The organism is Streptomyces sp. NPDC047971, from assembly GCF_040653355.1.
Taxonomy (GTDB): Bacteria; Actinomycetota; Actinomycetes; order Streptomycetales; family Streptomycetaceae; genus Streptomyces.
The window spans coordinates 68,326-89,674 of sequence record NZ_JBEZNW010000019.1; the positions used below are offsets into that span (position 1 = coordinate 68,326).

The 21,349-nt window shown below is 71.9% G+C and carries 19 protein-coding genes; 10 read left to right on the plus strand and 9 right to left on the minus strand.

Annotated elements, in window-relative coordinates; genetic code table 11:
* Positions 1–502 precede the first annotated feature (502 nt).
* Positions 503–1,444 carry an NADP-dependent oxidoreductase gene (locus AB0D99_RS19535; protein ID WP_362363191.1) on the minus strand — a complete coding sequence of 314 codons (942 nt, stop codon included), beginning with the start codon at positions 1,442–1,444 and terminating at the stop codon, positions 503–505.
* Between the two features lie 177 nt (positions 1,445–1,621).
* On the opposite strand from AB0D99_RS19535, the gene AB0D99_RS19540 reads away from it, so the two are divergent.
* Together AB0D99_RS19540 and AB0D99_RS19545 are read left to right on the plus strand one after the other, a co-directional pair.
* A complete protein-coding gene (locus tag AB0D99_RS19540) occupies positions 1,622–3,148 on the plus strand; it encodes a substrate-binding domain-containing protein (RefSeq protein ID WP_362363194.1) in 1,527 nt (508 codons plus the stop codon).
* 47 nt (positions 3,149–3,195) lie between these two features.
* Positions 3,196–5,052 (plus strand): serine/threonine-protein kinase, encoded by a 1,857-nt coding sequence (locus tag AB0D99_RS19545; RefSeq protein ID WP_362363197.1) that lies wholly within the window; start codon positions 3,196–3,198, stop codon positions 5,050–5,052.
* 95 nt (positions 5,053–5,147) lie between these two features.
* On the opposite strand, the gene AB0D99_RS19550 is transcribed toward AB0D99_RS19545, so the two are convergent.
* From AB0D99_RS19550 to AB0D99_RS19560, 3 genes are all read right to left on the minus strand, one after another.
* Positions 5,148–6,686 carry a kelch repeat-containing protein gene (locus AB0D99_RS19550; RefSeq protein ID WP_362363200.1) on the minus strand — a complete coding sequence of 513 codons (1,539 nt, stop codon included), beginning with the start codon at positions 6,684–6,686 and terminating at the stop codon, positions 5,148–5,150.
* 166 nt (positions 6,687–6,852) lie between these two features.
* On the minus strand, positions 6,853–7,203 hold the full coding sequence (locus AB0D99_RS19555) for a hypothetical protein (RefSeq protein ID WP_362363203.1): 351 nt from the start codon (positions 7,201–7,203) through the stop codon (positions 6,853–6,855).
* On the minus strand, positions 7,200–7,838 hold the full coding sequence (locus AB0D99_RS19560; RefSeq protein ID WP_362363206.1) for a DUF6232 family protein: 639 nt from the start codon (positions 7,836–7,838) through the stop codon (positions 7,200–7,202). Before AB0D99_RS19560 ends, AB0D99_RS19555 begins: the two co-directional genes overlap by 4 nt.
* A 402-nt stretch (positions 7,839–8,240) precedes the next feature.
* On the opposite strand from AB0D99_RS19560, the gene AB0D99_RS19565 reads away from it, so the two are divergent.
* The 3 genes from AB0D99_RS19565 to AB0D99_RS19575 are packed head-to-tail and all read left to right on the plus strand — an operon-like array spanning position 8,241 to position 11,439.
* On the plus strand, positions 8,241–8,585 hold the full coding sequence (locus tag AB0D99_RS19565) for a hypothetical protein (protein ID WP_362363209.1): 345 nt from the start codon (positions 8,241–8,243) through the stop codon (positions 8,583–8,585).
* Between the two features lie 45 nt (positions 8,586–8,630).
* Complete coding sequence (locus AB0D99_RS19570) at positions 8,631–9,398, plus strand: hypothetical protein (protein ID WP_362363212.1); 768 nt, start codon at positions 8,631–8,633, stop codon at positions 9,396–9,398.
* 7 nt (positions 9,399–9,405) lie between these two features.
* Positions 9,406–11,439, plus strand: coding sequence for a hypothetical protein (locus tag AB0D99_RS19575; RefSeq protein WP_362363215.1), 2,034 nt, complete (start codon positions 9,406–9,408; stop codon positions 11,437–11,439).
* Positions 11,440–11,592: 153 nt separating this feature from the next.
* Here the strand turns inward: AB0D99_RS19575 and AB0D99_RS19580 are convergent, their stop codons facing one another.
* Positions 11,593–12,876 (minus strand): adenylosuccinate synthase, encoded by a 1,284-nt coding sequence (locus AB0D99_RS19580; RefSeq protein WP_362363217.1) that lies wholly within the window; start codon positions 12,874–12,876, stop codon positions 11,593–11,595.
* Between the two features lie 144 nt (positions 12,877–13,020).
* On the opposite strand from AB0D99_RS19580, the gene AB0D99_RS19585 reads away from it, so the two are divergent.
* The 3 genes from AB0D99_RS19585 (at position 13,021) to AB0D99_RS19595 (ending at position 14,755) form a co-directional block, all read left to right on the plus strand.
* Entirely contained in the window at positions 13,021–13,824 is an 804-nt protein-coding gene (locus AB0D99_RS19585; protein WP_362363219.1) for a diacylglycerol kinase, read from the plus strand.
* Positions 13,825–14,000: 176 nt separating this feature from the next.
* Positions 14,001–14,498 carry a DUF2975 domain-containing protein gene (locus AB0D99_RS19590; protein WP_362363222.1) on the plus strand — a complete coding sequence of 166 codons (498 nt, stop codon included), beginning with the start codon at positions 14,001–14,003 and terminating at the stop codon, positions 14,496–14,498.
* A complete protein-coding gene (locus AB0D99_RS19595; RefSeq protein ID WP_362363225.1) occupies positions 14,498–14,755 on the plus strand; it encodes a helix-turn-helix transcriptional regulator in 258 nt (85 codons plus the stop codon). Before AB0D99_RS19590 ends, AB0D99_RS19595 begins: the two co-directional genes overlap by 1 nt.
* A gap of 95 nt (positions 14,756–14,850) precedes the next feature.
* Here AB0D99_RS19595 and AB0D99_RS19600 read toward each other — a convergent pair whose 3' ends face one another.
* On the minus strand, positions 14,851–15,360 hold the full coding sequence (locus AB0D99_RS19600; RefSeq protein WP_362363228.1) for a MarR family transcriptional regulator: 510 nt from the start codon (positions 15,358–15,360) through the stop codon (positions 14,851–14,853).
* A 62-nt stretch (positions 15,361–15,422) separates the two neighbouring features.
* Between AB0D99_RS19600 and AB0D99_RS19605 the strand changes: the two genes are divergently transcribed.
* Together AB0D99_RS19605 and AB0D99_RS19610 are read left to right on the plus strand one after the other, a co-directional pair.
* Positions 15,423–16,328, plus strand: a complete 906-nt coding sequence (locus AB0D99_RS19605) for an ABC transporter ATP-binding protein (protein ID WP_362363231.1) — start codon at positions 15,423–15,425, stop codon at positions 16,326–16,328.
* Positions 16,325–17,908 carry an ABC transporter permease gene (locus AB0D99_RS19610; protein WP_362363234.1) on the plus strand — a complete coding sequence of 528 codons (1,584 nt, stop codon included), beginning with the start codon at positions 16,325–16,327 and terminating at the stop codon, positions 17,906–17,908. Before AB0D99_RS19605 ends, AB0D99_RS19610 begins: the two co-directional genes overlap by 4 nt.
* 81 nt (positions 17,909–17,989) lie before the next feature.
* On the opposite strand, the gene AB0D99_RS19615 is transcribed toward AB0D99_RS19610, so the two are convergent.
* From AB0D99_RS19615 to AB0D99_RS19625, 3 genes are all read right to left on the minus strand, one after another.
* Positions 17,990–19,192, minus strand: a complete 1,203-nt coding sequence (locus tag AB0D99_RS19615; RefSeq protein WP_362363237.1) for a cytochrome P450 — start codon at positions 19,190–19,192, stop codon at positions 17,990–17,992.
* 126 nt (positions 19,193–19,318) lie between these two features.
* Positions 19,319–19,978: a response regulator transcription factor gene (locus AB0D99_RS19620; RefSeq protein ID WP_362363240.1), complete on the minus strand. Its 660-nt coding sequence runs from the start codon at positions 19,976–19,978 to the stop codon at positions 19,319–19,321.
* The gene (locus AB0D99_RS19625; protein ID WP_362363243.1) at positions 19,975–21,273 is read right to left on the minus strand and encodes a histidine kinase; all 1,299 of its coding nucleotides are present in this window, start codon (positions 21,271–21,273) and stop codon (positions 19,975–19,977) included. Before AB0D99_RS19625 ends, AB0D99_RS19620 begins: the two co-directional genes overlap by 4 nt.
* Positions 21,274–21,349: the final 76 nt, after the last annotated feature.

Below are 21,349 nucleotides of genomic sequence, written 5' to 3' on the forward strand. Positions count from 1 at the left end.
GCAGATTACCCCTTGCGTTAGTCGCCCGAACGATATAACTTCGTTAGTGTCATGAACGTTAGGGATGGAAACGTTAAAGATACGAACGTTAGAGGTGTGGACGCTAGAGGCGTGGACGCTAGGGGGGCGGATCATGGCGGGACGACCGAGGTCCTCGACGCGACGGGGTACGACGAGGAGTCGAGCGCGGCGGACACCGAGGACGCCGATCTCACCGCTGTCGGCTCGGGGGGCGACGCCGGCGGGCGCGCAGGCGCAGGCGCGGGAGCGGGCGGCGGTGTGGGCGCGGGTGCGGGAGCACGTGGCGGGCGGCGGGGGCGAGGCTGCGGCGTGGGAGCACGTGGCTGGCGGCGGGGGCGAGGCTGCGGCGTCGAGGAGGGGAGTGACGGCGGTGCCGGTCGGCCACGGCAGCGGCGGCGGGCGGCCCGCGGCTCGGCCCGCGTCGGCACGCCGTCGGGCGGCGGGTGCGGCCGCGCCCCCCGACCCTCCCGGCCGCCGCGCCTCAGATCATCAGGATGATGCGGCCCGGCCGGTGGCCCGCCTCCGCTCGGCGGTGCGCCTCGGCCACCTCCTCCAGCGGCATGACGTCGGCAACCCGGGTGATCACCTCCCGGGCCTCCACCTTCTCCAGCGTCTCCTTCAGCCGGGCGGCGTCCGGCCGCCCCCGGACGGTCTCGACGCGGATGCTCCGTTCGGGCGTCGGCACCCGGTCGGGGGCGAGGGCGAGGAAGACGCCGTCGTCCTTCAGCGCGGGAAGGAGCGGGTCCCCGAGGAACGCCCCGTCGAAGACCGCGTCCACCCCTCCCGACGCAGCGGTCAGGGCCTCCCTGACGATGTCGTCCGGGGTGCCGCGCGGGACGCTGTGCTCAGCGCCGAGCACCTTCAGCTCCCGCTCGTCGCCCTCGTGGGCGACGGCGACCACCCGAACACCCACCGCCGACGCGTACTGGACGGCGAGGCGGCCGACCACGCCGCTCGCGCCGGTCACGAGCAGCGTCGCCCCCGCCGGGAGCGCGAGCTGGTCCAGGCCCTGCTGGGCGGTGGCCGAGGCCAGGGGGAGGGAGGCTGCCACCGTGTAGTCGACGTCGTCCGGGATGGGGGCCACCCACTCCGGGGCGACCCTCACGACCTCGGCGTAGGTCCCCTCGCCCGTCAGCTCGTCCCACCAGGGAACGAACCCGGCCACACGGGTACCGGCCTCCAGACCGGGCACCGGGTCGAGGAGCTTGCCGGCGAAGTCCGTGCCGAGGACGAAGGGGGGCCTGAGCGCTCCGAGCTGGTCGGCGTACCTGCCGGCGCGGATCCGCAGATCCGCCTGGTTCACACCGGCGGCCTTCAGGCGCACCCGCACGCGCCCCGGGACGTCTCCGGCCTCGGGCTCGGGCCGGCGGGCCATGCTCAGGACCTCAGGGCCACCGTAGGCGGTCACTTCGACGACACGCATGGAGTTCCTCTCCGACAGGCCCCCTCGTCGCCATTACACCCACGGTCCTCACCCCCGGCAACACTTGATCCGCCAACCCGTGCGGCCCCGCGACCACTGCTGAACGAAGGGAGAACTCCAGGTGGCGGGATGCGACCTCCCCCACGTAACCGCACACGCGTCCGTACCGTCTCGTCCGTGGACTGGGTTACCGCCGAGAACGTCGTCGCCGTCGTCACCGCGCTGCTCGGTGTCCTCGTCTCCGCCGGTGTGGTCGCGTACGAGCGCTTCCTCCAGCGGGGGCGTCGGCTCGGCTACCGCGTGCAGCTCAACACCCCGCTCCGCGAGGCGGGTGAGACCACCGGCGACCTGACCCTCTGGGACGGCGACCTCGGCGACTCCAACGGGTCCACGCTCGTGCTGCTGCGGATCGAGAACGACGGCCTGCGGGACATCACCCACGGCGACTACACCCAGGGGGACGACACCGGAGGGCTGAAGGTCACCTTCGGAGACCGGCTCGTGCGGGCCGTCGTGGCGACGATCCCGCGCGCGTTCGAGCCGGTGAAGATCGACATGGCCGCCGGTCTCGGGCTGCGCAAGCACGAGAACTCCGTCCTGATACCGAAGGTGTCGCTCGAACGGAAGCAGTACTTCAAGCTGCTCGTCCTGCTCTCCGGCAACGTGCTCGAAGGCGCGATCCGGATCAACGGCTTCCATGAGACGGTCGAGGTCCACCACAACAAGAGCATGAGCGTCGACGACCGCCGGCCGACGTTCAGCCCGGCCGCCCGGAACATCACGCTCGTCCTCGCCGCCTGTGTGCTCACCCTCGCCACGATCATCGTCCGCAGCGACACCCCGCCCCCGATCGGCTGCGCCCGGGGCACGCTCACGGTCACCGGGTCGACCGCGTTCGCCCCCGTGGTGCGGGAGCTGGCGAAGAAGTACGAGAAGGACTGCGACGGCGCCACGGTCGTGGTGGACACGCACGGTTCGACCGCCGGCATCAGGGAGCTGGCGGCGGTCGGCGCCGCCGCCGGCGCCAAGGGTTCCCCGGCCGTCATCGCCCTCTCCGACGGGCGCAAGCCCGGCGGCTACCCGCAGCTGCGCGAAAGCATGGTCGCCGTCTCCCTGTTCACGCTCGTCCTCAACGACGCGATACCGGTCACGAACCTCTCCCTCGACGAGGTCCACCGCCTGTACCGCGGCGAGATCACCAACTGGAAGCAGATACCGGGCGGGCCGGACCAGCCGGTCCTCCTGGTCAGCAGGGGCGCCAACTCCGGTACACGGGAGGTCTTCCAGCGTCGCGTCCTCGGACGCAACGAGCCCGCGAACTCCTCGCTCGACTGCGTGCGCAAGGACGACCCGGAGGCTCCGGTCGTGCGCTGCGAACTCGACACCACCGACCAGGTCGTGTCGACCGTCGCCAAGCTCCCCGGCGCCATCGGCTACACCGAACTCCGCTCCGGCACCGGGCTGAAGGGCCTGCACCGGGTGTCGATCGACGGCCGCGTGCCGAACGTCGACGAGATCGGCGACTCGACGTACCCGTACCGGGAGATCGAGTACGCCTACACCTGGGGGCAGCCGCCGGCCGACTCGCTGACCTCCAGTTTCCTCACCTATCTGAGCCGGGGCAGCGGCCAGGACATCATCCGCACCCACGGCCACCTGCCGTGCGCGACACCCAAGGGCCTGCGGATCTGCGGTGAAGGGTGACAACGCGAGGGAGAAGCGGCGGGGCGGTTCTGGCATCCTCTTGCGACGTGGAGCCATTGAACGCGGAAGACCCGGTCAGCATCGGTCCGTTCCGCCTGCTCGGTCGACTGGGCGTGGGCGGGATGGGCCGGGTGTTCCTGGCGCGTTCGGCCGGCGGCAGGACGGTCGCGGTGAAGGTCGTACACGCCGAGCTGGCGGCGCAGGACGAGTTCCGGCGCCGGTTCGCCCGTGAGGTGGCCGCGCTGGAGCGGGTCGGCGGCACGGGCACGACCCCGGTCCTCGGTTCGGACACGGCCGCCGAATCCCCCTGGGTGGCCATCGGCTACGTACCGGGGCCGTCGCTGCGGACCGTGGTGGGCGACGAGTTCGGGCCGCTTCCGTCCGCGACGGTACGGGCGCTGGCGTCCGGGCTCGCGCGGGCGCTCACCCACGTACACAGCGCCGGACTCGTCCACCGCGATCTGAAGCCCTCGAACGTGCTGCTCACCGTCGACGGCCCGCAGGTCATCGACTTCGGCATCGCCCGCGCCGTCGACACGATCACCGACGGCGGACTGACCAGCACCGGTGCGGTGGTCGGCTCGCCCGGCTTCATGTCCCCGGAGCAGGTGCGCGGCGAGAAGCTGACCCCGGCTTCGGACATCTTCTGCCTCGGCTCCGTCCTCGTGTACGCGGCGACCGGCCACTCCCCGTTCGGTACGGCGGACAGCGGCGTCCACGCCACGATGTTCCGCATCGCCCACGACGAGCCCGATCTGACCGACCTCGCGCCGGAGCTCGCCGGCCTGGTGCGGGCCTGCCTGGCCAAGGACCCGGCGGCCCGGCCCTCGGCCACCGAACTGGTGGAGACGATCACCGTCGCCGACCCGTGGCTGCCGGCCGAGGTGCTGGCCCGCCTCGGGCGCCACGCCGCTCGGGTCCTGGAGGCCGAGGCGGAGTCGACGGCCACCGACGGCGCCCCGACCGGCCCCGGCGACCCCACACCGCCGCCGGCCCCGAAGGCGCCCAGGCGGCGGCGCACCGGCCTGATCGCCGCCGCGACGGCCCTCGTGGTCGCGGCGGCGGCCACCGTCACCTACGTCTTCTGGCCGGACCCGGACAAGGGCAGGGACGAGCAGAAGAACCAGGCGCGCGGGACGACCGGTGACGTGTCCGCCCGCCCCGCGGGGATCGTTCCGGCGGCGTTCCTCGGCGCCTGGGAGGGCGTCCAGCGCGGCTCGGCCGACCACCCCAGGGCGACGATGCGGATCGAGATCGTCCAGGGCGCCGCGGGCGCCAAGAGCGCCGTCTACGTCCAGGTGAACGAGGAGCAGCTGTGCATGGGGCGCTCGCGGCTGGTCTCCGCCGACGAGGACAAGGTGGTCCTCGGCGAGTCCGACGTCACCACGAGCGTCCCCGCCCAGCGCTGCACACCCGCCGCCCACCAGACCCTGACGCTGCGTTCGCCCGAGGTCCTGGAGTGGACGTCGGGGGCCGCGAAGGCCACCTTCCGCAAGGCCAGGACCGGCACGAACATCGTGCCGGCGCAGTTCCTCGGCCGGTGGAAGATGAAGAACGACCCGCTGATCTTCGGTGAGAACGTCGACCGCTACAGCGATGAGGTGACGATCACCCAGGGCCCTGTCGGCTCCACCGTCTTCCGCCGCGTGCACGTCTATCCGCGCACCGACGACGAGGGCAACCCGACCCCCGACTCGGTCGCCTGCACCTTCACCGCGCTCCTCGCCGGTTCCGGAGCGCCCCTGGTCATCGGTCCGGGAACCGCGGACCCCGACGCCTCCGACCGTGACTGCGAGCGGGCCGACGTCTCCGGCTATCTGTCGATCGTCCCCTTCAAGGGACGGGAGCGACTGCTGGTCTTCCCGATGCTGGACGGGGAACCGGGCGAGTACTACCGCAGCTAGAGGGCGTACCGACGCCCTCCGGGGCCCGGGTGAGGTCCGGTGACGGCCTCACGCCCGGGCCCCGGGCGCGTCCTTGTCGACACGCGACACGTGTCTCAGGGACGCATCCCGATGGTCGTCACGGGCGGCGTGGGCTTGGGCGCGGGTGTGGACGCGGGCGTGGCCGTCGGCTTGGCCGTCGGGGTGCCCGACGGAGCGGGGGCCGACGGGGACGGCTTGGCAGCCGGGGTCGGCGAGGCGGCCGGCGCGGGCTTGGCCGGGCTCGGGCTGGCGCTGGGGCTGGTTGCCGGTTCCGGTCCGTCGACGGGCCCGGACACGGGGACACGCGGGCCGGAGGCGGGAGTCTGCTTCGCGTCCGGGTCCGGCCTCGGGTCCGGCTTCGGCGTCGGCTTCGTCTCCGGCTTCGGGGTCGAGGTCGGCTTCGTCTCGGGCTTGGGCGTCGCGGGCGCCGTCGCCGTGGGCGTCGGCTTCGGCGTCGGATGCGTCGTCGGCTTCGGCGGGGTGACCTCCGTGCGTTCGATCGCGAACGCCTCGGTCGTCCCCGCGATGGTGGTGCCCGAGTCGAACCCGGCGAGCGCGTACACACAGTCCTGCTTCGCGTTCCGGGGACACGGCGCCGCGGCCGCGGCCGTCTCCCGGTGCGGCGTCGGGATCGAGGGCAGTGTCACCCAGGTGTCGGCGACCGGGCTGTACGCCTCCATCGTGTCCGAGGTCCGGCCGTTCTCGTCCAGGCCCCCCATGACGTACACGCAGCCGTTGCTCAGGCCGTCCGGGCAGGGTGCGTAGGCCGCCCCCGGCCCGTCGTCGCGGCCGGTCGGCATCTCCGGCAGGTACGTCCAGGCGTTGAGGACGGGGCTGTAGACCTCCGCGGAACGCAGCGCGGGGGTGGTGTCGTTCGCCCCGCCCAGGGCGTACACGCACGTGCCCGTCAGCCCCAGACCTGTCGGGCAGGGCCCCGCCGCGCCGGCGAGACCGACCCGGGCGGTCTGCAGCGGAGTCACGGTGGCCCAGGTGTTCGTCTCCGGGCTGTACGCCTGCACCGTGGTCCGGATGGGGTTGGCAAGGTCGGAGCCGCCGAAGACGTACACGCACGTCCCCCGCAGTCCCAGCCCTTCGGCGCACGGCGCGGTGGCGCCCGCGGCGCCGGTCCGGGGTGTCGGCATGTCCGGCAGGGTCAGCCAGGTGTTCGTCTCGGTGCTGTACGCCTCCGCCGTCGCCACGACGGTTCCGGCGGAGTCGGTCCCCCCGACGGCGTACACGCAGTCCCCTCGCACGCCTTCGGGGCAGGGGGCCGTCGCCGCGGCGACCGAGTGGCGAGGGGTCGCCATCTGCCGCAGCGTCGCCCACGCGTTGGTGCTGGGGCTGTACGCCTCGAACGGGGCGAGGGCCTCGTTGCCGACTCCGCCGATCGCGTAGACGCAGGTGTCGAGCAGGCCCTCCGGGCAGTCCGCCGCCGTGGCCCCGAGGGCGGCCCGGGCGGTCGGCATCGACGGCACCGACACCCACACGCCCTGCGCGGTCGCGGAGCCGGACACCAGGGCCAGCAGCGGGGCGAGTGCGAGCACCGCCAGCCGCCGGCTCCGTCTGCGTGGCGGCGGATGCCCCTGCTGGTCACTGTGGCGTGCGCGTCTCATGGGACCTCTCTTCATCTGCGGGGAGTCGGACATTCCAGCGAAACGTATGACTATGTGACAGTTCCGCGTGAATGCCCGAACCCTGCAGATACGCCCTGACGTCACCCGCGCAGCGGACCCCGCCGGACCACGGGGTCCGCTCGTGGGGGCGCGTGGCCCCGGCGTCCTAGAGCAGCGCGATCACGCGCTCGACCGCCGCGAGGAGCGGCGCCCCGATCGCGCCCGCCGCCCCGGCGATCTCCGCGATCCGGTCCAGCGCACGGCGCCGTTCCTCCGGCTCGGCGGCCGGACCCGCGGTGATGGCCGGCAGGGCGGCGTCGAGGGACTGGGCCGTCCCCGCGGGCACGGCGCCGCGCAGCTCCACGAGCAGCCGGAGCAGCTCCTGCACCGCGGCCTCCATGGCGGGAGACGTGGCCTGGGCGCCCACCGTCCCCGACTGGTGGTTCACCATGCCCGTGTTGTTGCTGCCACCGTGCATGTTGACGGTGTTCCCGTAGAAGTAGTTGTCGCCGCTCATCCGTTGGACATCCCCACGTTGCCGCTGCCGCCGTACATGTTCACGGCGTTGCCGAAGTAGTAGTTGCTGGGGTTGCTGATCGTCAGCCGCTCCACCCGCACGCTGAGTTCCGTGTCCGGGTTCTCTATGGCATGCGCGATCTGGTGAACCAGCTGGTTCAGATGGTCGGGGCGGCCGGTGACCAGGGCGGTCGACTGGCCGTTCGACTCGACGGCCATCACGAAGTGGGAGGACGCGGTCACCACCATGAGCATGTCCACCAGGAAGTAGATCAGGCCGGCCACGCTGATCACCCAGACGAACTGGAGGGTGCCGGCGAACGCCCCCTCCTCCCTGGAGAGGAGCGAGGCGATTCCGCCGAAGAGGGTGAACGCCATCGCCGTCAGCAGTGTGATCACCGTGCGCTTCAGAAACTGCAGCACGGCCTCCTTGCGTCGGGGGTGGAGCACGAACGTGTAGACGCGAGCCACGTTCTGGAGCGGATAGACCGCCCCACCGACCCACAACAGCCGCCTCGTGACGGTCAGATCGAGCGAGCCCGGAAGCCCGGCCGCCGAGGCCGGAGGAGGTCCCGGCGGACGCTGCGGCACCGGCGAACTCGCCGCCGTGGGAGGCTCCTTCGGTGGCTCCGGCATCGGAGCCTCACGAGGCTCCGGTGGTTCCTGAGGCGTCGGTGACTCTGTCGCTGCCATGATTCCCCCTGAGATCGGCATCGGAGTGGAGCCACATTAGGCACGTGAGGCACTCCGCCACACAAGGTGAGTTCAGGCCGCACACAGTCCGATTCGGGGCACGCCCCGCACCAAAAACCCCGCCGTGGCCGGGGCCGGTGGACATCCCGACGACGAGCGTGGCCTGCTCCTCGGCGCGTGGGCCCGGCGCACGGCCTTGTCCGCCTCCACCCAGGCGGCCGGCACCGCGCGGGCCGCCGGATCGCCGGCTCCTACGACGATCCTCAACTCATGTGACCTAAAGACTGGTTGTGCGATGCTGGTACCGTCACCGCCCTCTGAGGCGGCGACAGAGGGGAGCAGCCCGTGAACGTCGGGTGGCCTGAGGCCGTGATCTCCATAGCGCTGGTGACGGCGCTCGTCCTGATCTTCTTCCTGCTGAGGCGCCGGCTGCGCAAGGCGACTGTCCACGTGCCCGGCTTTCACGGCGGTTTCGAGGCCGACGAGCCGCAGCGCCTGGCCGACCAGGAACTCCAGGTCCACGACTCCCTGCTGAAGAACGCGGACCTCACCATGAGCAAGGGAGTCAGGACGGGCTTCTTCGGCTCCAAGGTGAAGAAGACGACCATCCGCGTCACCGGCGGGGACCTCCCCGCCCAGCCGGGTCAGACGGACCAGACGGACCCGGCGCCCGGCACGGCCGCCCCCTGAGGCGCCGGCACCCAGGACCGGACCGGGAACGGGGGACACCAGCGCGTGTCGAGCACAGACCACGTCCATGTCGACCGCGCCGCGCAACTCGCGGACGCAGCGCGCGTCGCCGCCGGCACCAGAGATCGTCAGGCGCTCTTCTACGAAGGGCCGGCGGACATCGGCAAGACCTCACTCCTGCTGGAGATCCACCGGCGGCACGCCACCGCCGGTTCCTACTACGTCGACCTGGGGCGGATCGTCGAGAAGAACGACGTCCTGGCCCACATCGCCCGGCAGGCCCGCCGGCAGGAGATCCCGGTCGACGCCTTCCAGACCGTCCGCGACCGGCTCGCCCAGGCCGGCTCGCTCAGCGTCAACGACATGCGCGCGAGGAACTCCTCCATCACGATGGTGGTCAACGTGTTCAAGGACCGGAAGCTCCAGCTCGACGCCATGAGCGACGCGCTCCTCGACACCCTCACCGCGCCACCCCGCCAGCCCGTGATCTGCCTGGACGGCTTCGAGCAGTGCGAGGCGCCCATGCGCGACTGGCTCAGCGACGATCTCCTGCCCGACCTGCTCAGCCGGCGGGGCACCAGCGTCTTCCTGGCCGGACGGCAGGTCCCCCGCCTCGGCCGGCCGTACGCGGCCCTGACCCGGACCATGGCCCTGCCGCCCTTCGACGTCGCCACGGTCGAGGAGTGGATCAGCACCCTCGGCTTCGACAGCCTGAAGGGGGAGGGAGCACGGATCCACACCCACCACGGCGGCGTCCCTGGACTGATCCGGGAGTTCTTCGACCTCCACGCCGAACCCTCCGGAACCCGGTGAGCGCGCCATGACCCACGAACCCGGCCACCGTGCCCTGGAGATCCTCGACGCCCTGCCGGGCACGGAGAGACGGCTGATCGAGGCCCTGTGCGTGTACGAGCTCTTCGACCGGCCGGTCATCGGATACACCGCCCGGGCCCTCGCCCTCGACATCCCGCCCGAGCGGATCACCGCCCGTCCCTTCGTCCGGCCGGACGACCTGTCCGGCGTCGACCCGGCCGACGAGGACCGGTACACGCTGCACCGCAGCCTCCGGAGCGCGCTGAACGACCGGCTCCGCGAGCGCTTCCCCGACCGCCTCGACCGCGCCCACCGTCTGGCCGCCGCCTACTACCACCAGCCCCTCGAACCGCTCCGTACCGACCGGCTCGACCGGTACGTCCACGAACTGCGCCACCTCGCCGCCGTCCGCCCGGAGGCCGCCGTCAGCCGGCTCGCCTCCTTCGCCCACACCGCCCTCCTCGCGGGACACGCCGAGGCCGCGGGCCGGGCCGCGACCACCGCCGTGACGGCCCTCGCCCGACCGACCCCCGGCGCCGGGCTCGTGGCGGAGTCCGTCAAGGCCGTCGCGCGGATCCTCAGCTCTCCCGACGACGCCGACCACCACACCGTGATGGCCCTGGACCGGCTCCTCGCGGACCACCCCCTGCCCCGGGACCGTGCCGCCCAGCGCATCGTCATGTTCGCCGCCGACCTGGTCGCCTACCACACCGAACGGCACACTCCGGCGCCCTCCCTCACCGCCGCCGTCCTGCCGGCCGCGGTCACCACCGTCGACCCCATGGGCCTCCCCGCCGGGCGGGGCTGGGACGAGTTCCGCATGGACCGGGAACTCCGTGAGATCGCCGCGACCATCACCAGCCGCACCCACAGGGTGGCGTTCCCCGACAAGAGAACCGCCCAGCACGAAGTCAGCACCAAACTGAGCGCCGTCCTCGACGACCCTCTGGGCGCCCCCCGCCGCCCGGTCATCGTGGACCTCGTCCCCTGGGACGACGACCGCTTCCTCGACGACCTGCGGCTACGGGACCGCAACGGACGCCCCGTCAACATGATGACGTCCACCGACGTCAAGACCCATGTCGGGCGGGAGGTCCATCGCCTCGTCACCTCCGACGGGGAACCGGACACCGAGACCGGCGGAGCCCTCGTCCGCAGCCTCCATGCCCTCGCCTGGTCCTCCGACACCGACGAGATCACCGCCGTCCTGCGCCGCGCCGCCGACCGCGGCACGGGACTCGGAGACGCGCTCCGGCAGCGCATCGGACGGCTCATCCGCTATATGCCGGTGGTGGCCCTCGTCGACACCCACCCGGGGATGTCCTCGGAGGTGGTCTACGACTACGGCGACACGTGCGCGGTGCGACGGACCGCCTGGGGAATGGTCGTGGTGTCCACGGACATCCCCGTGCCCCGCGAGGTACGGCAGAACCGGCTCCAGGTGGTCACCCCCGAGGGCATGGAACCCGCCGGTCCACCCCGCACGCCCCAGCCCGCCGAGATCGCCCCTCTCCATGCCCCCGACGCCGTCGGCGGCATCCGCGAGTACGCGGTCTCCCTCGCGGGGGACGGTGAATCGGGCGACCCGCTGACCGGCATTCGCGTGGACATCCCCTTCGTCGTGCCCCGCGCGCCCTACTCCCGCGCCCTCATCACCGGCACGGTCTGCACCCTCATCGCGCTCGCCTCGGGGCTCCTGTCCTTCTGGGTCGACCCCTCCGCCTGGGCCCAGATCATCTCGATCGTCGCGGCCGGCGGCCTGGGAGCGGACAGCCTGGTCAAGGGCCGCGGCGGCGCGGGGGGTGTCTCCGACCTTCGCACCCACGCCGAACGGCCCCTGCACCGTGTCACGTACAGCACCGTCGTCCTGGCCATCGGCGCAGCCCTGTCCGCCGGCCTCGGGGACAATGTCGGACGGGCCGTGGCGCTCGCCGCCGCGCTGGTCTGCCTTGCGCTCTCGGGAGCGGTGCTCCTCAGGGCGCTCCGCCGCTCCGCCTTCAGGCCGGAGGGCTCCCACCGCGCCCTGGCACGCCACGACTGACCACCCGCGCCTCATCCGGCTACGCCCCGGAGTTCCGTCCGCGCAGGCGAGTGGTGGACGACACCGGTTACCCCAGGAGACCCCGGGAATGGCCGAGGGCCCGCGCCCCGGAGTACGGGGGGCGGGCCCTCGGTGGGGAACGGCGACCGCGGCCTACAGGAAGGAGTTGATCTCGATCGTCTCCGTGCGGCCCGGGCCCACGCCGATCGCCGAGATCGGCGCGCCCGACATCTCCTCCAGCGCCTTCACGTACGCCTGCGCGTTCTTCGGCAGGTCCGCGAAGGTCTTCGCCTTGGTGATGTCCTCGGACCAGCCCGGCAGCATCTCGTAGATCGGCTTCGCGTGGTGGAAGTCGGTCTGCGAGTAGGGCAGCTCCTCGACGCGCTTGCCGTCGATCTCGTACGCGACGCAGACCGGGATCTGCTCCCAGCCCGTCAGCACGTCGAGCTTGGTGAGGAAGAAGTCCGTCAGGCCGTTGACCCGGGTCGCGTAGCGCGCGATGACCGCGTCGAACCAGCCGCAGCGACGGTCACGGCCGGTGGTGACACCCCGCTCGCCGCCGATCCGGCGCAGCGCCTCGCCGTCCTCGTCGAAGAGCTCCGTCGGGAACGGGCCGGCGCCGACACGGGTCGTGTACGCCTTGAGGATGCCGATGACCCGGCTGATCTTCGTCGGGCCCACGCCGGCGCCGGTGCAGGCGCCGCCCGCGGTCGGGTTCGAGGAGGTGACGAAGGGGTACGTGCCGTGGTCGACGTCCAGGAGCGTGCCCTGGCCGCCCTCGAAGAGCACGACCTTGTCCTCGTCCAGCGCGTTGTTGAGGATCAGGGTGGTGTCCGCGACGAACGGCTTGATCTGCTCCGCGTACTGGAGCATCTCCTCGACGATCTGCGCGGCGTCGATGGCGCGACGGTTGTAGAGCTTGGCGAGCAGCTGGTTCTTGCCCTCCAGCGCCGCCTCGACCTTCTGGGTGAGGATCGACTCGTCGTACAGGTCCTGGACCCGGATGCCGACGCGGTTGATCTTGTCGGCGTAGGTCGGGCCGATGCCACGCCCCGTGGTGCCGATCTTGCGCTTCCCGAGGAACCGTTCCGTCACCTTGTCGAGGGTGACGTTGTACGGAGTGATCAGATGCGCGTTGCCGCTGATCAGGAGCTTGGACGTGTCAACGCCGCGCTCGTTCAGTCCGCTCAGCTCGGAGAGCAGGACCGCCGGGTCGACGACGACACCGTTTCCGATCACCGGGGTGCACCCCGGGGAGAGGATTCCGGAAGGGAGAAGATGCAGTGCGTACTTCTGGTCGCCGACGACGACGGTGTGGCCGGCATTGTTGCCGCCCTGGTAACGCACGACATAGTCAACGGATCCACCGAGGAGGTCGGTGGCCTTTCCCTTGCCCTCGTCACCCCACTGAGCACCGAGCAGCACAAGTGCGGGCACAGGCGTACACCCCTTCCGGGCGGGGCATGTCCAAGGTCAGGGGGCCTAATGCCGCCTCACCGGTGTGCCCCGGAATAGACGAAGCCCCTGGCGCAATAGCGCAAGGGGCTCTTGCACAAAGATGCTACCCGAGGAAGGACCGAGGTGTCGGCTCACGACCAGCTGCTGGTGGTCATCGACCCGGTCGCCCGCCGAAGTGACGGCGAGTCCGTACGGATCGCGAAAGATGTGTTGTGTGCGGGAGCGGAGACGAAGATCTGTCTTCCGGACAGCCCGGAAGAATTCTTCCGGGCCCTTGCGCGGCGGGGCTCCCGCCGCCCCGTGGTGGTCGGCGACGACCGCACGCTGCTACGGACGGTGACGGTGCTGCATCGTGAGCGTGAGCTCACGGACGAGACGCTGTCCCTGGTCCCGATCGGCGCGGCGGGCTCGCTGGAAGTCGCGTACGCGCTCGGCGTGCCGCAGAGCGCGGTGACGGCGGCGCGGGCGGTGCTCGACGGGGCCGTACGCCGCCTGGACCTGCTGGTGGACGACAGCGACGGGGTGGTGCTCGGCGATCTGAGCATCCCGGCCACGGCGGGGCGTGCGGTGACCGATGCCACGCCCTCCGTCTGGGGCGCCTGCCGTTCCCTGGTCCGCACCCTGGTCCGGCCGGCCCCGTCCCAGCCCGTGGCGCGCACGCACCGCCTCCGGGTCGAGGCGGACGGCGTCCTGCTGAGCGATGTGAACGCCCCCGTGGAGGAGGTCAGCGTCCATTCCGTGGCGGGACTGGCCGACATCACGATCCGCCCGCCGGCCGCGCCGCCCATCCACACCGGGGCCCGCTCCCTCACGGTCTCCGGCCCGGACTTCCGGTACCGCGCGGACACGGTGGTGTCGGGGCCGGTGCGCAGACGGACGTGGATGGTGCGCGAAGGGGCGTGGGGGCTGACGCTGCCGCGGGTCTGAGGGCGCGCAGCGGACGTCCCGCCCGCCCGGCGACACCCGGCACGCGCGCTCGCCGCGTCGTCGGGATCGCCCGCGTGCGCCCGGGGCGTCCCTTTCGGGTCCACACGGCCTTCCCCCCTTGCCATGTCTATCGATTATCAATAGATTCCCATCGTGACTCGATCGAAGGAGCGACGATGGGAAGACTGACGGTGCTCGCGCTGCGCGCCGTGCTCGTGCTGCTGCTCGCCGGCTCGGTGTTCGTGCAGACGGTGATGGTGCCCCTGCTGGCCATCGACATGAAGGGGCTCGACCCGGACTACGCCTACCTGCGCACACCGATCCTGGTGATCGCGGTCCTGGGCGTGGTGACGGCACAGGTCGTCCTGGTCTGCGTCTGGCGGCTGCTCACGATGGTGCGGCGCGGGACCGTGTTCTCCCACGCCGCCTTCCGCTACGTGGACGTCATCACCGGCGCGTTCGTGGCGGCCGCGCTGCTGGTGTTCGCGCTGGGCACGGTCCTGGCGCCCGGGGAGGCCGTCGCGCCCGGTGTCGTCCTGCTCCTGGGCGGCGTCGCCCTCGGGATCCTGGGGGTCGCGCTCATCGTGCTCGTGCTGCGGACGCTGCTCGCCCAGGCCGTCGCGCGCGATGTCGAGGCGACGGCGATGCAGGCAGAGCTGGACGAGGTGATCTGATGCCGATCGCCGTCGACATCGACGTGATGATGGCCCGGCGGAAGATGTCCGTCGGCGACCTCGCGGACCGTGTCGGGATCACGCCGGCGAACCTGGCGGTGCTCAAGAACGGCCGCGCGAAGGCGGTGCGCTTCACGACGCTCGCGGCGCTCTGCGAGGTGCTGGAGTGCCAGCCGGGGGACCTGCTGCGCTGGGAGCCGGGACCCGAACCCGAACCCGACGCCGAGTCCGCGGCGGCCACGGCGACGGACGGCTGACCGGCCCACCCCTCGGCCGCCCACCTCTCGGCCGCCCACCTCTCGGCCGCCCACCCCTCGGCCGCCCACCCCTCGGCCGCCCACCCCTCGGCCACCTACCCCTCGGCCGCCTTCGCCGCCTTGCGCTCGCGCCAGCGGCTCAGCATCCCCGACATCTCCTCCTGCAGGAACTCGAAGAACTCCGCCGTCTCGGCCGTCCGGCGCCCCGCCGCCGTGCCCGGACCGAGGATCTCGGAGCCGTCCCGGAGCACCTTCTCCCAGCGGATCAGGATCTGGTCGCGCCGGGTGATCGACTCGTACCAGACCTCGTTGTGGAGGACGTAGCGGTCCCGGCGCGAGCCCGGGTCCCGCTCGCGGCTGACCATGCCGACCTGGTTGAGGTAGCGCACGGCGCCGGAGACGGCCGCCGGGCTGATCCGCAGCTGCTCCGCGAGTTCGGCGGAGGTCATGGACGCCGACTCCGAGGTCAGCAGCGCCGCGAACACACGTGAGGCCATCCGCTGCATCCCGGCCTCGGTGAGTTCGGCGGCGAAGCGCTCCACGAACCGGGACACGGCCTCGTCACCGCCGCCCTCGCCGCCACTGGTCCTCGTCAACTCGTTCATCCCCCAACTTTATACGCTTCCTTAACTTCACAATTTTGTGAAAGTACCGTACGTTCTGAAGCATGACGAAGGCAATCACCATCGCCGGACTGCACAAGTCCTTCGGGCGGACGCATGCGCTGGACGGCCTCGACCTCACCGTCGAGACCGGTGAGGTCCACGGCTTCCTCGGCCCGAACGGCGCCGGGAAGTCCACCACCATCCGGGTCCTCCTCGGGCTGCTGCGCGCCGACTCCGGCGCCTCCCAGCTCCTGGGCCGCGACCCGTGGAACGACGCCGTCGAGCTGCACCGCCGGATCGCGTACGTCCCCGGTGACGTGACGCTCTGGCGCAATCTCTCCGGCGGCGAGGTCATCGACCTCTTCGGACGGCTCCGCGGCGGACTCGACACCGCACGGCGAGCCGATCTGATCGAGCGGTTCGAGCTCGACCCGACGAAGAAGGGGCGCACCTACTCCAAGGGCAACCGCCAGAAGGTCGCCCTGGTCGCCGCCTTCGCCTCCGACGTCGACCTGCTCATCCTCGACGAGCCCACCAGCGGCCTCGACCCGCTGATGGAGGAGATCTTCCAGGGCTGCGTCGCCGAGGCACGCGAGCGCGGGTGCACGATCCTGCTCTCCTCGCACATCCTCAGCGAGGTCGAGACCCTCTGCGACCGGGTCAGCATCATCCGCAAGGGGCGGACGGTGGAGAGCGGTTCGCTCGCGGACCTGCGCCACCTCACCCGCACCAGCGTCACCGCCGAACTCGCCGGCGCGCCGAACGGGCTCGCGCACCTCCCCGGCGTCCACGACCTCACGGTCCAGGGCCACCGGGTGCGCCTCCAGGTCGACACCGACAAGCTCGACGCGGTGCTGCGCTCGCTGACCGAGTCGGGGGTGCGTTCCCTGACGAGCACCCCGCCCACGCTGGAGGAGCTCTTCCTGCGGCACTACGCCGACGAGACCGCCGAGGTGACCGCGCGATGAGCACGCTCGCCGCGCATCTGACCGGGACCGGCTCGCTGGCCCGGCTCGCGCTCCGCCGGGACCGGCTGATGCTGCCGATCTGGGTCCTGGTCACGGGCGGCATGGTCGCCGCCGGGGTCGGCTCCCTGGAGGGGTTGTACGGCACCCAGGAGCAGCGGTCCGAGCTGGCCGCCTCCATGAACGCCAACAGCTCGGTGCGCTCGCTGTACGGGCCGGTGTTCGGCGACTCGCTCGGCGGCCTGGTGGCCTGGCGCTTCAGCACCTTCGCCGCCGTGCTGGCCGCCGTGATGAGCCTGATCATCGTCATCCGGCACACCAGGGAAGAGGAGGAGACCGGGCGTCAGGAGATGCTCTCCTCCACGGTGGTGGGCCGTCGGGCGCCACTGACCGCCGCCCTGCTCGCCGCGCTCGTGGCCAACACGGCCGTCGCGCTCCTGATCACGGCCGGCCTCGCCGGGCAGGGTGCGGGCGGCGCGCTCGCCCTCGGGCTCGCCGTCGGCGGCACGGGAATGCTCTTCGCCACGATGGCGGCCATCGTGGCGCAGCTGACGGAGAGCGCGCGTCTGGCGAAGGGCCTCACGGCGGCCGTGCTGGGCCTCGCCTTCGTGCTGCGGGCGGCGGGGGACGCCGGGACGGCCGGAGGGTCGTCCGTTCTGACCTGGCTCTCCCCGATCGGCTGGGCCGAGAACGTGCGCGCCTTCGCGGGTGAGCGGTGGTGGGTGCTGCTGCTGACCGGCGCGGCCGTGCTCGTACAGGCGGCGGTGGCGTACGCGCTGGCCGGCCGGCGGGACGTGGGCATGAGCTTCCTGCCGACCCGGCCGGGTCCGGCGGTGGGTCTGCTCGGGACGGCCGGGGCCCTGGCCTGGCGGCTGCAGCGGGGCGGTGTGCTCGGCTGGTCGGTCGGGTTCCTGCTCGGCGGGATCGTCTTCGGCGGGATGGTCGAGGGCGCGGCGGACCTCGTGGGCGACAACGAGCAGGCGCGCCGGATCTTCGAGCGGATGGGCGGGGAGACGGGCCTGACCAACGCGTTCCTGGCGACGATGGTGAATCTGTTCGGGATGATCGCGGCGCTGTACGCGGTGGGTTCGGTGCTGCGCCTGAACGGCGAGGAGACGTCGCAGCGGGCGGAACCCGTCCTGGCGAACGCGGTGGGCCGGGTGCGGTGGGCGGCCGGTCATCTGGTGATCGCGTTCGGCGGGGCGGCGTGGATCATGCTGCTGAGCGGCTTCGGCCTGTACGTCTCGTACGGCTCGGACCTCGGCCCGATCCTGGGCGCGTCGCTGGCGCAGCTCCCCGCGATCTGGACGCTGGCGGGGCTCGCGGTCCTGCTGTGGGGAGCGTTCCCCGGGGCGGCGCCGGCGGGTTGGGGGGCGGCGGGGCTGTGCCTGGCGCTGGGCTGGATCGGCCCCGCGCTGGATCTTCCGCAGCCGGTCCTGGACCTGTCGCCCTTCGGCCACCTGGCGAAGCTCCCGGGCTCCCCGATGGCCTGGGGCCCGGCCCTGACCCTGACGGCCCTGTCCCTGGCCTTCGTGGCGACGGGCCTGTGGCGCCTGCGCCGCAGGGACCTCACGACGTCCTGACGACGGCGGCGCACCGCGGGCCCCGGAGACGGGGCCCGCGGTGCGCGGGCAGGGGTCTGCTACGCCTCCGCCACGGGTCTGCTACACCTCCACCAGGAGTTCGTCGACGCCCCTGATCACATAGCCCGGGTTCCACCGCGGTTCCGACACCAGACGCAGGTTCGGGGCCTCGCGGATCAGCTCACCGAAGAGGGACGACAGTTCCAGGCGGGCCAGCGGGGCGCCCAGGCAGTAGTGGATGCCCGCGCCGAAGGTGATGTGGGGGTTGTCCTTCCGGGTCAGGTCCAGGACGTCGGGGGAGGCGAAGCGGGCCGGGTCCCGGTTCGCCGAGCCGAAGAGGAGGGCCACCTCCGAGCCTCGCGGGATGGGGACGCCACCCACCTCGATGTCGTCCAGGACCCAGCGCTCGAACATCTGCAGCGGGGTGTCGTACCGCAGCAGCTCCTCCACAGCTGTGGACAACATTCCGTCCGGATCCCTCCGCAACGCGGCCAGCTGCTCCGGATGCCGCAGCAGCGTCCACCAGCCGTTGACCGTCGTGTTGACCGTCGCCTCGTGCCCCGCGTTCAGCAGCAGCACGCACGTGGAGATCATCTCCTGCTCGGTCAGCCCCTCCACCGCGATCAGCGAGGAGATCAGATCCTCCCCCGGGTCCTTCCGCCGCCGTTCGATCAACTCCCGCAGGTACGACGAGAACTCGATCGACGCCCGCACCGCCCGCCGCGCCGTCTCCTCCGACGGGTTGAGCTCGAACATGCCGCAGATCTCCGCCGACCAGGGCCGCAGCCGGTCCCGCTCCTCGTCCTCCTCCGGAACGCCCAGCATCTCCGCGATCACGGCGACCGGCAGGGGTTCGGCGACGTCGGCCAGCAGGTCCCCGCCACCGCGCTCGACCAGACCGCCGACGAGCCGCGCCGCGAGCCTCCGTACCGTCGGTGCCAGGTTCTCGACCGTCCGCGGCGTGAACGCCTTCGACACCAGGCGCCTGATCCGGGTGTGGTCGGCCGCCTCCAGGTCGAGCAGACCGTGGTCGTTCAGCGTGTGGAAGGGCTCGTGCGCCGCCGGCGGAGGCGTGCGCCCGAACTCCTCGTGGGTGAAGCGGTGCGTGTACGTGCGGCCGAGGCGCCGGTCCCGGAGGAGCGCCGACACGTCCTCGTAGTGCGGGATCAGCCATTGGCGGGTCGGCCCGTACCAGTGCGCCCGGCCCGTCGCCCGCAGTTCGGCGTAGGCGGGGTACGGGTCCGCGACGAAGGCCGGCGACCACGGCTCGAAAGGAACGTCCATGACCGGACGCTACCGGCCGAGCCACGGCCCCGGCCATGGTCCGCCGCGCACCGCCCACCCGCCGGCCCGCACCGGCCCCGCCCGGCGCGCACGCTCCCCGCCCCCGGCGCATCCGGAGGAGAGGCCCTACCCGCCGACCTGCACCAGCCTCGCCTCGTACGCGAAGACCGCCGCCTGCGTCCGGTCCCGCAGTCCCAGCTTCACCAGGATCCGGCTGACGTGCGTCTTGATCGTCGACTCGGCCACCACCAGGTGGTCGGCGATCTCCGCGTTCGACAGCCCCTGCGCGATCAGCACGAGCACCTCGGTCTCCCGCTCCGTCAGATCCCCGACCTGCGCCAGCGTCGGGGGCCTCGGCGTCTCGGCCGCCTTCGCGAACTCGGTGATCAGCCGCTTCGTCACGGTCGGCGCCAGCAGCGCCTCGCCGGCCGCCACGACCCGTACGCCGTCGGCCAGCTGCCGCGCCGACGCGTCCTTGAGCAGGAAGCCCGAGGCTCCGGCACGCAGCGCCTGGTAGACGTACTCGTCGAGATCGAAGGTCGTCAGGACCAGCACCTTCGCGTCGGCGTCCGCCGTGACGATCTCGCGGGTCGCCTCGATGCCGTTCAGCTCGGGCATACGGATGTCCATCAGGACCACGTCCGGGCGCAGGGCGGCCACCTGCGCGATCGCCTCCCGGCCGTTGACGGCCTCCCCGACGACCTCGATGTCCGGCATCGCGCCGAGCAGCACCGAGAAGCCCTCGCGGACCATCATCTGGTCGTCGACGATCAGCACCCGGATCACTGGTCCACCTCCTCACGCGTCACGGGGATGAACACGGCGACCTCGAAACCGCCGTCCTCGGCCGGTTCGGCCGTCATCTCCCCGTTCAGCATCGTCACCCTCTCGCGCATCCCGGTGAGGCCGTGACCTGCGCCGGGGGACGGCTTCACGAGGCCCCGGGCGGGTCCGTTGACGATCCGCAGGCCGAGCCCGCCGAGGACGTACGACACCTCCACCCCCGCCGCCGCACCGGGCGCGTGCCGCAGCACGTTGCTCAGCGCCTCCTGGATGATCCGGTACGCCGAGAGCTCCACACCCTGCGGCAGCTCCCGCACGGCGCCGGTCACCGTCTTCTCGACGTCGAGCCCGGCCTCCCGGACGTTGCCGATCAGCCCGTCGAGCTCGGCCAGCGTGGGCTGCGGGGCGTCGGGGGCCTCGTAGTCCTCCGCCCGTACGACCCCGAGGACGCGCCGCAGCTCGGTCAGGGCGGCGACCGCGTTCTCGCGGATGGTGACGAACGCCTGCTCCAGCTCCGGCGGCGGGTTCTCGACCCGGTAGGGCGCCGCCTCGGCCTGGATGGCGACCACCGACATGTGGTGGGCGACGACGTCGTGCAGCTCGCGGGCGATGGTGGTGCGCTCTTCGAGGAGCGTGCGCCGGGAGCGCTCCACGGCGGTGACGGTCTGCTGGGCGGTGACGGTCTGCTCGGCCTCGCGGCGGACCTGGAGGACGGTGACGAAGAGCAGCGAGAGCGCGGAGGGGAAGAGCACCGAGACGGCGTTGTCGCTGCCTCCCCGGAGCGTGGTGGCGAAGAAGGCGTACACGAGGGTGAGCACCCACATCCAGGCCGCGGTACGGGGCCGGGTGCGGGCGGCCACCACCGTCATCACCACCACCTGGGCGATGCCGGACGTCGGACCCCACGGCCAGCCGTGGTGGTACGAACCGAGGAGGGCCACGAAGGGGGTGAAGGCCAGCGACGCCCAGAAGGCGAGCACGGGCCTGATCAGCGTCAGCAGTACCGCCACGGTCGGCATCGCGGCGAAGAGCAGGGCGAACACGCCGTTGCCGGGTCCGAGGTCCAGCCCCATCGCGAAGACGAAGAAGGCGAAGGCGCCCACGACGGCGTGGGGCGTCCATCGGACCTTCCTGCGTATCCGCTCCGGCAGGCGCCGTGTCACCGGCCCGTCGACCGCCATCGGCGGCAGCAGGCGGTACGCGAACGCGTTGTGGAAGAGGTCCTCGCGCAACCCTCCGAGCGCGCCCTGGGCCAGGCGGAACTCGGGGCTGCGGCTCGTTTCACGGGTGTCGGTCACAGCAGCCAAGGTACGGGGGCGGGCGAACGCGGTCGTCACCTTGAATATGGATCCTCCCGCGTCCTCCCTGAGTACT

Bases quoted from the DNA above. Each gene is read 5' to 3' on its own strand.
- AB0D99_RS19550 (WP_362363200.1), bottom strand. From the start codon at position 6,686: ATGAGACGCGCACGCCACAGTGACCAGCAGGGGCATCCGCCGCCACGC.
- AB0D99_RS19610 (WP_362363234.1), top strand. From the start codon at position 16,325: ATGAGCACGCTCGCCGCGCATCTGACCGGGACCGGCTCGCTGGCCCGG.
- AB0D99_RS19590 (WP_362363222.1), top strand. From the start codon at position 14,001: ATGGGAAGACTGACGGTGCTCGCGCTGCGCGCCGTGCTCGTGCTGCTG.
- AB0D99_RS19555 (WP_362363203.1), bottom strand. From the start codon at position 7,203: ATGAGCGGCGACAACTACTTCTACGGGAACACCGTCAACATGCACGGT.
- AB0D99_RS19605 (WP_362363231.1), top strand. From the start codon at position 15,423: ATGACGAAGGCAATCACCATCGCCGGACTGCACAAGTCCTTCGGGCGG.
- AB0D99_RS19535 (WP_362363191.1), bottom strand. From the start codon at position 1,444: ATGCGTGTCGTCGAAGTGACCGCCTACGGTGGCCCTGAGGTCCTGAGC.
- AB0D99_RS19615 (WP_362363237.1), bottom strand. From the start codon at position 19,192: ATGGACGTTCCTTTCGAGCCGTGGTCGCCGGCCTTCGTCGCGGACCCG.
- AB0D99_RS19595 (WP_362363225.1), top strand. From the start codon at position 14,498: ATGCCGATCGCCGTCGACATCGACGTGATGATGGCCCGGCGGAAGATG.
- AB0D99_RS19560 (WP_362363206.1), bottom strand. From the start codon at position 7,838: ATGCCGGAGCCACCGAAGGAGCCTCCCACGGCGGCGAGTTCGCCGGTG.
- AB0D99_RS19575 (WP_362363215.1), top strand. From the start codon at position 9,406: ATGACCCACGAACCCGGCCACCGTGCCCTGGAGATCCTCGACGCCCTG.
- AB0D99_RS19600 (WP_362363228.1), bottom strand. From the start codon at position 15,360: ATGAACGAGTTGACGAGGACCAGTGGCGGCGAGGGCGGCGGTGACGAG.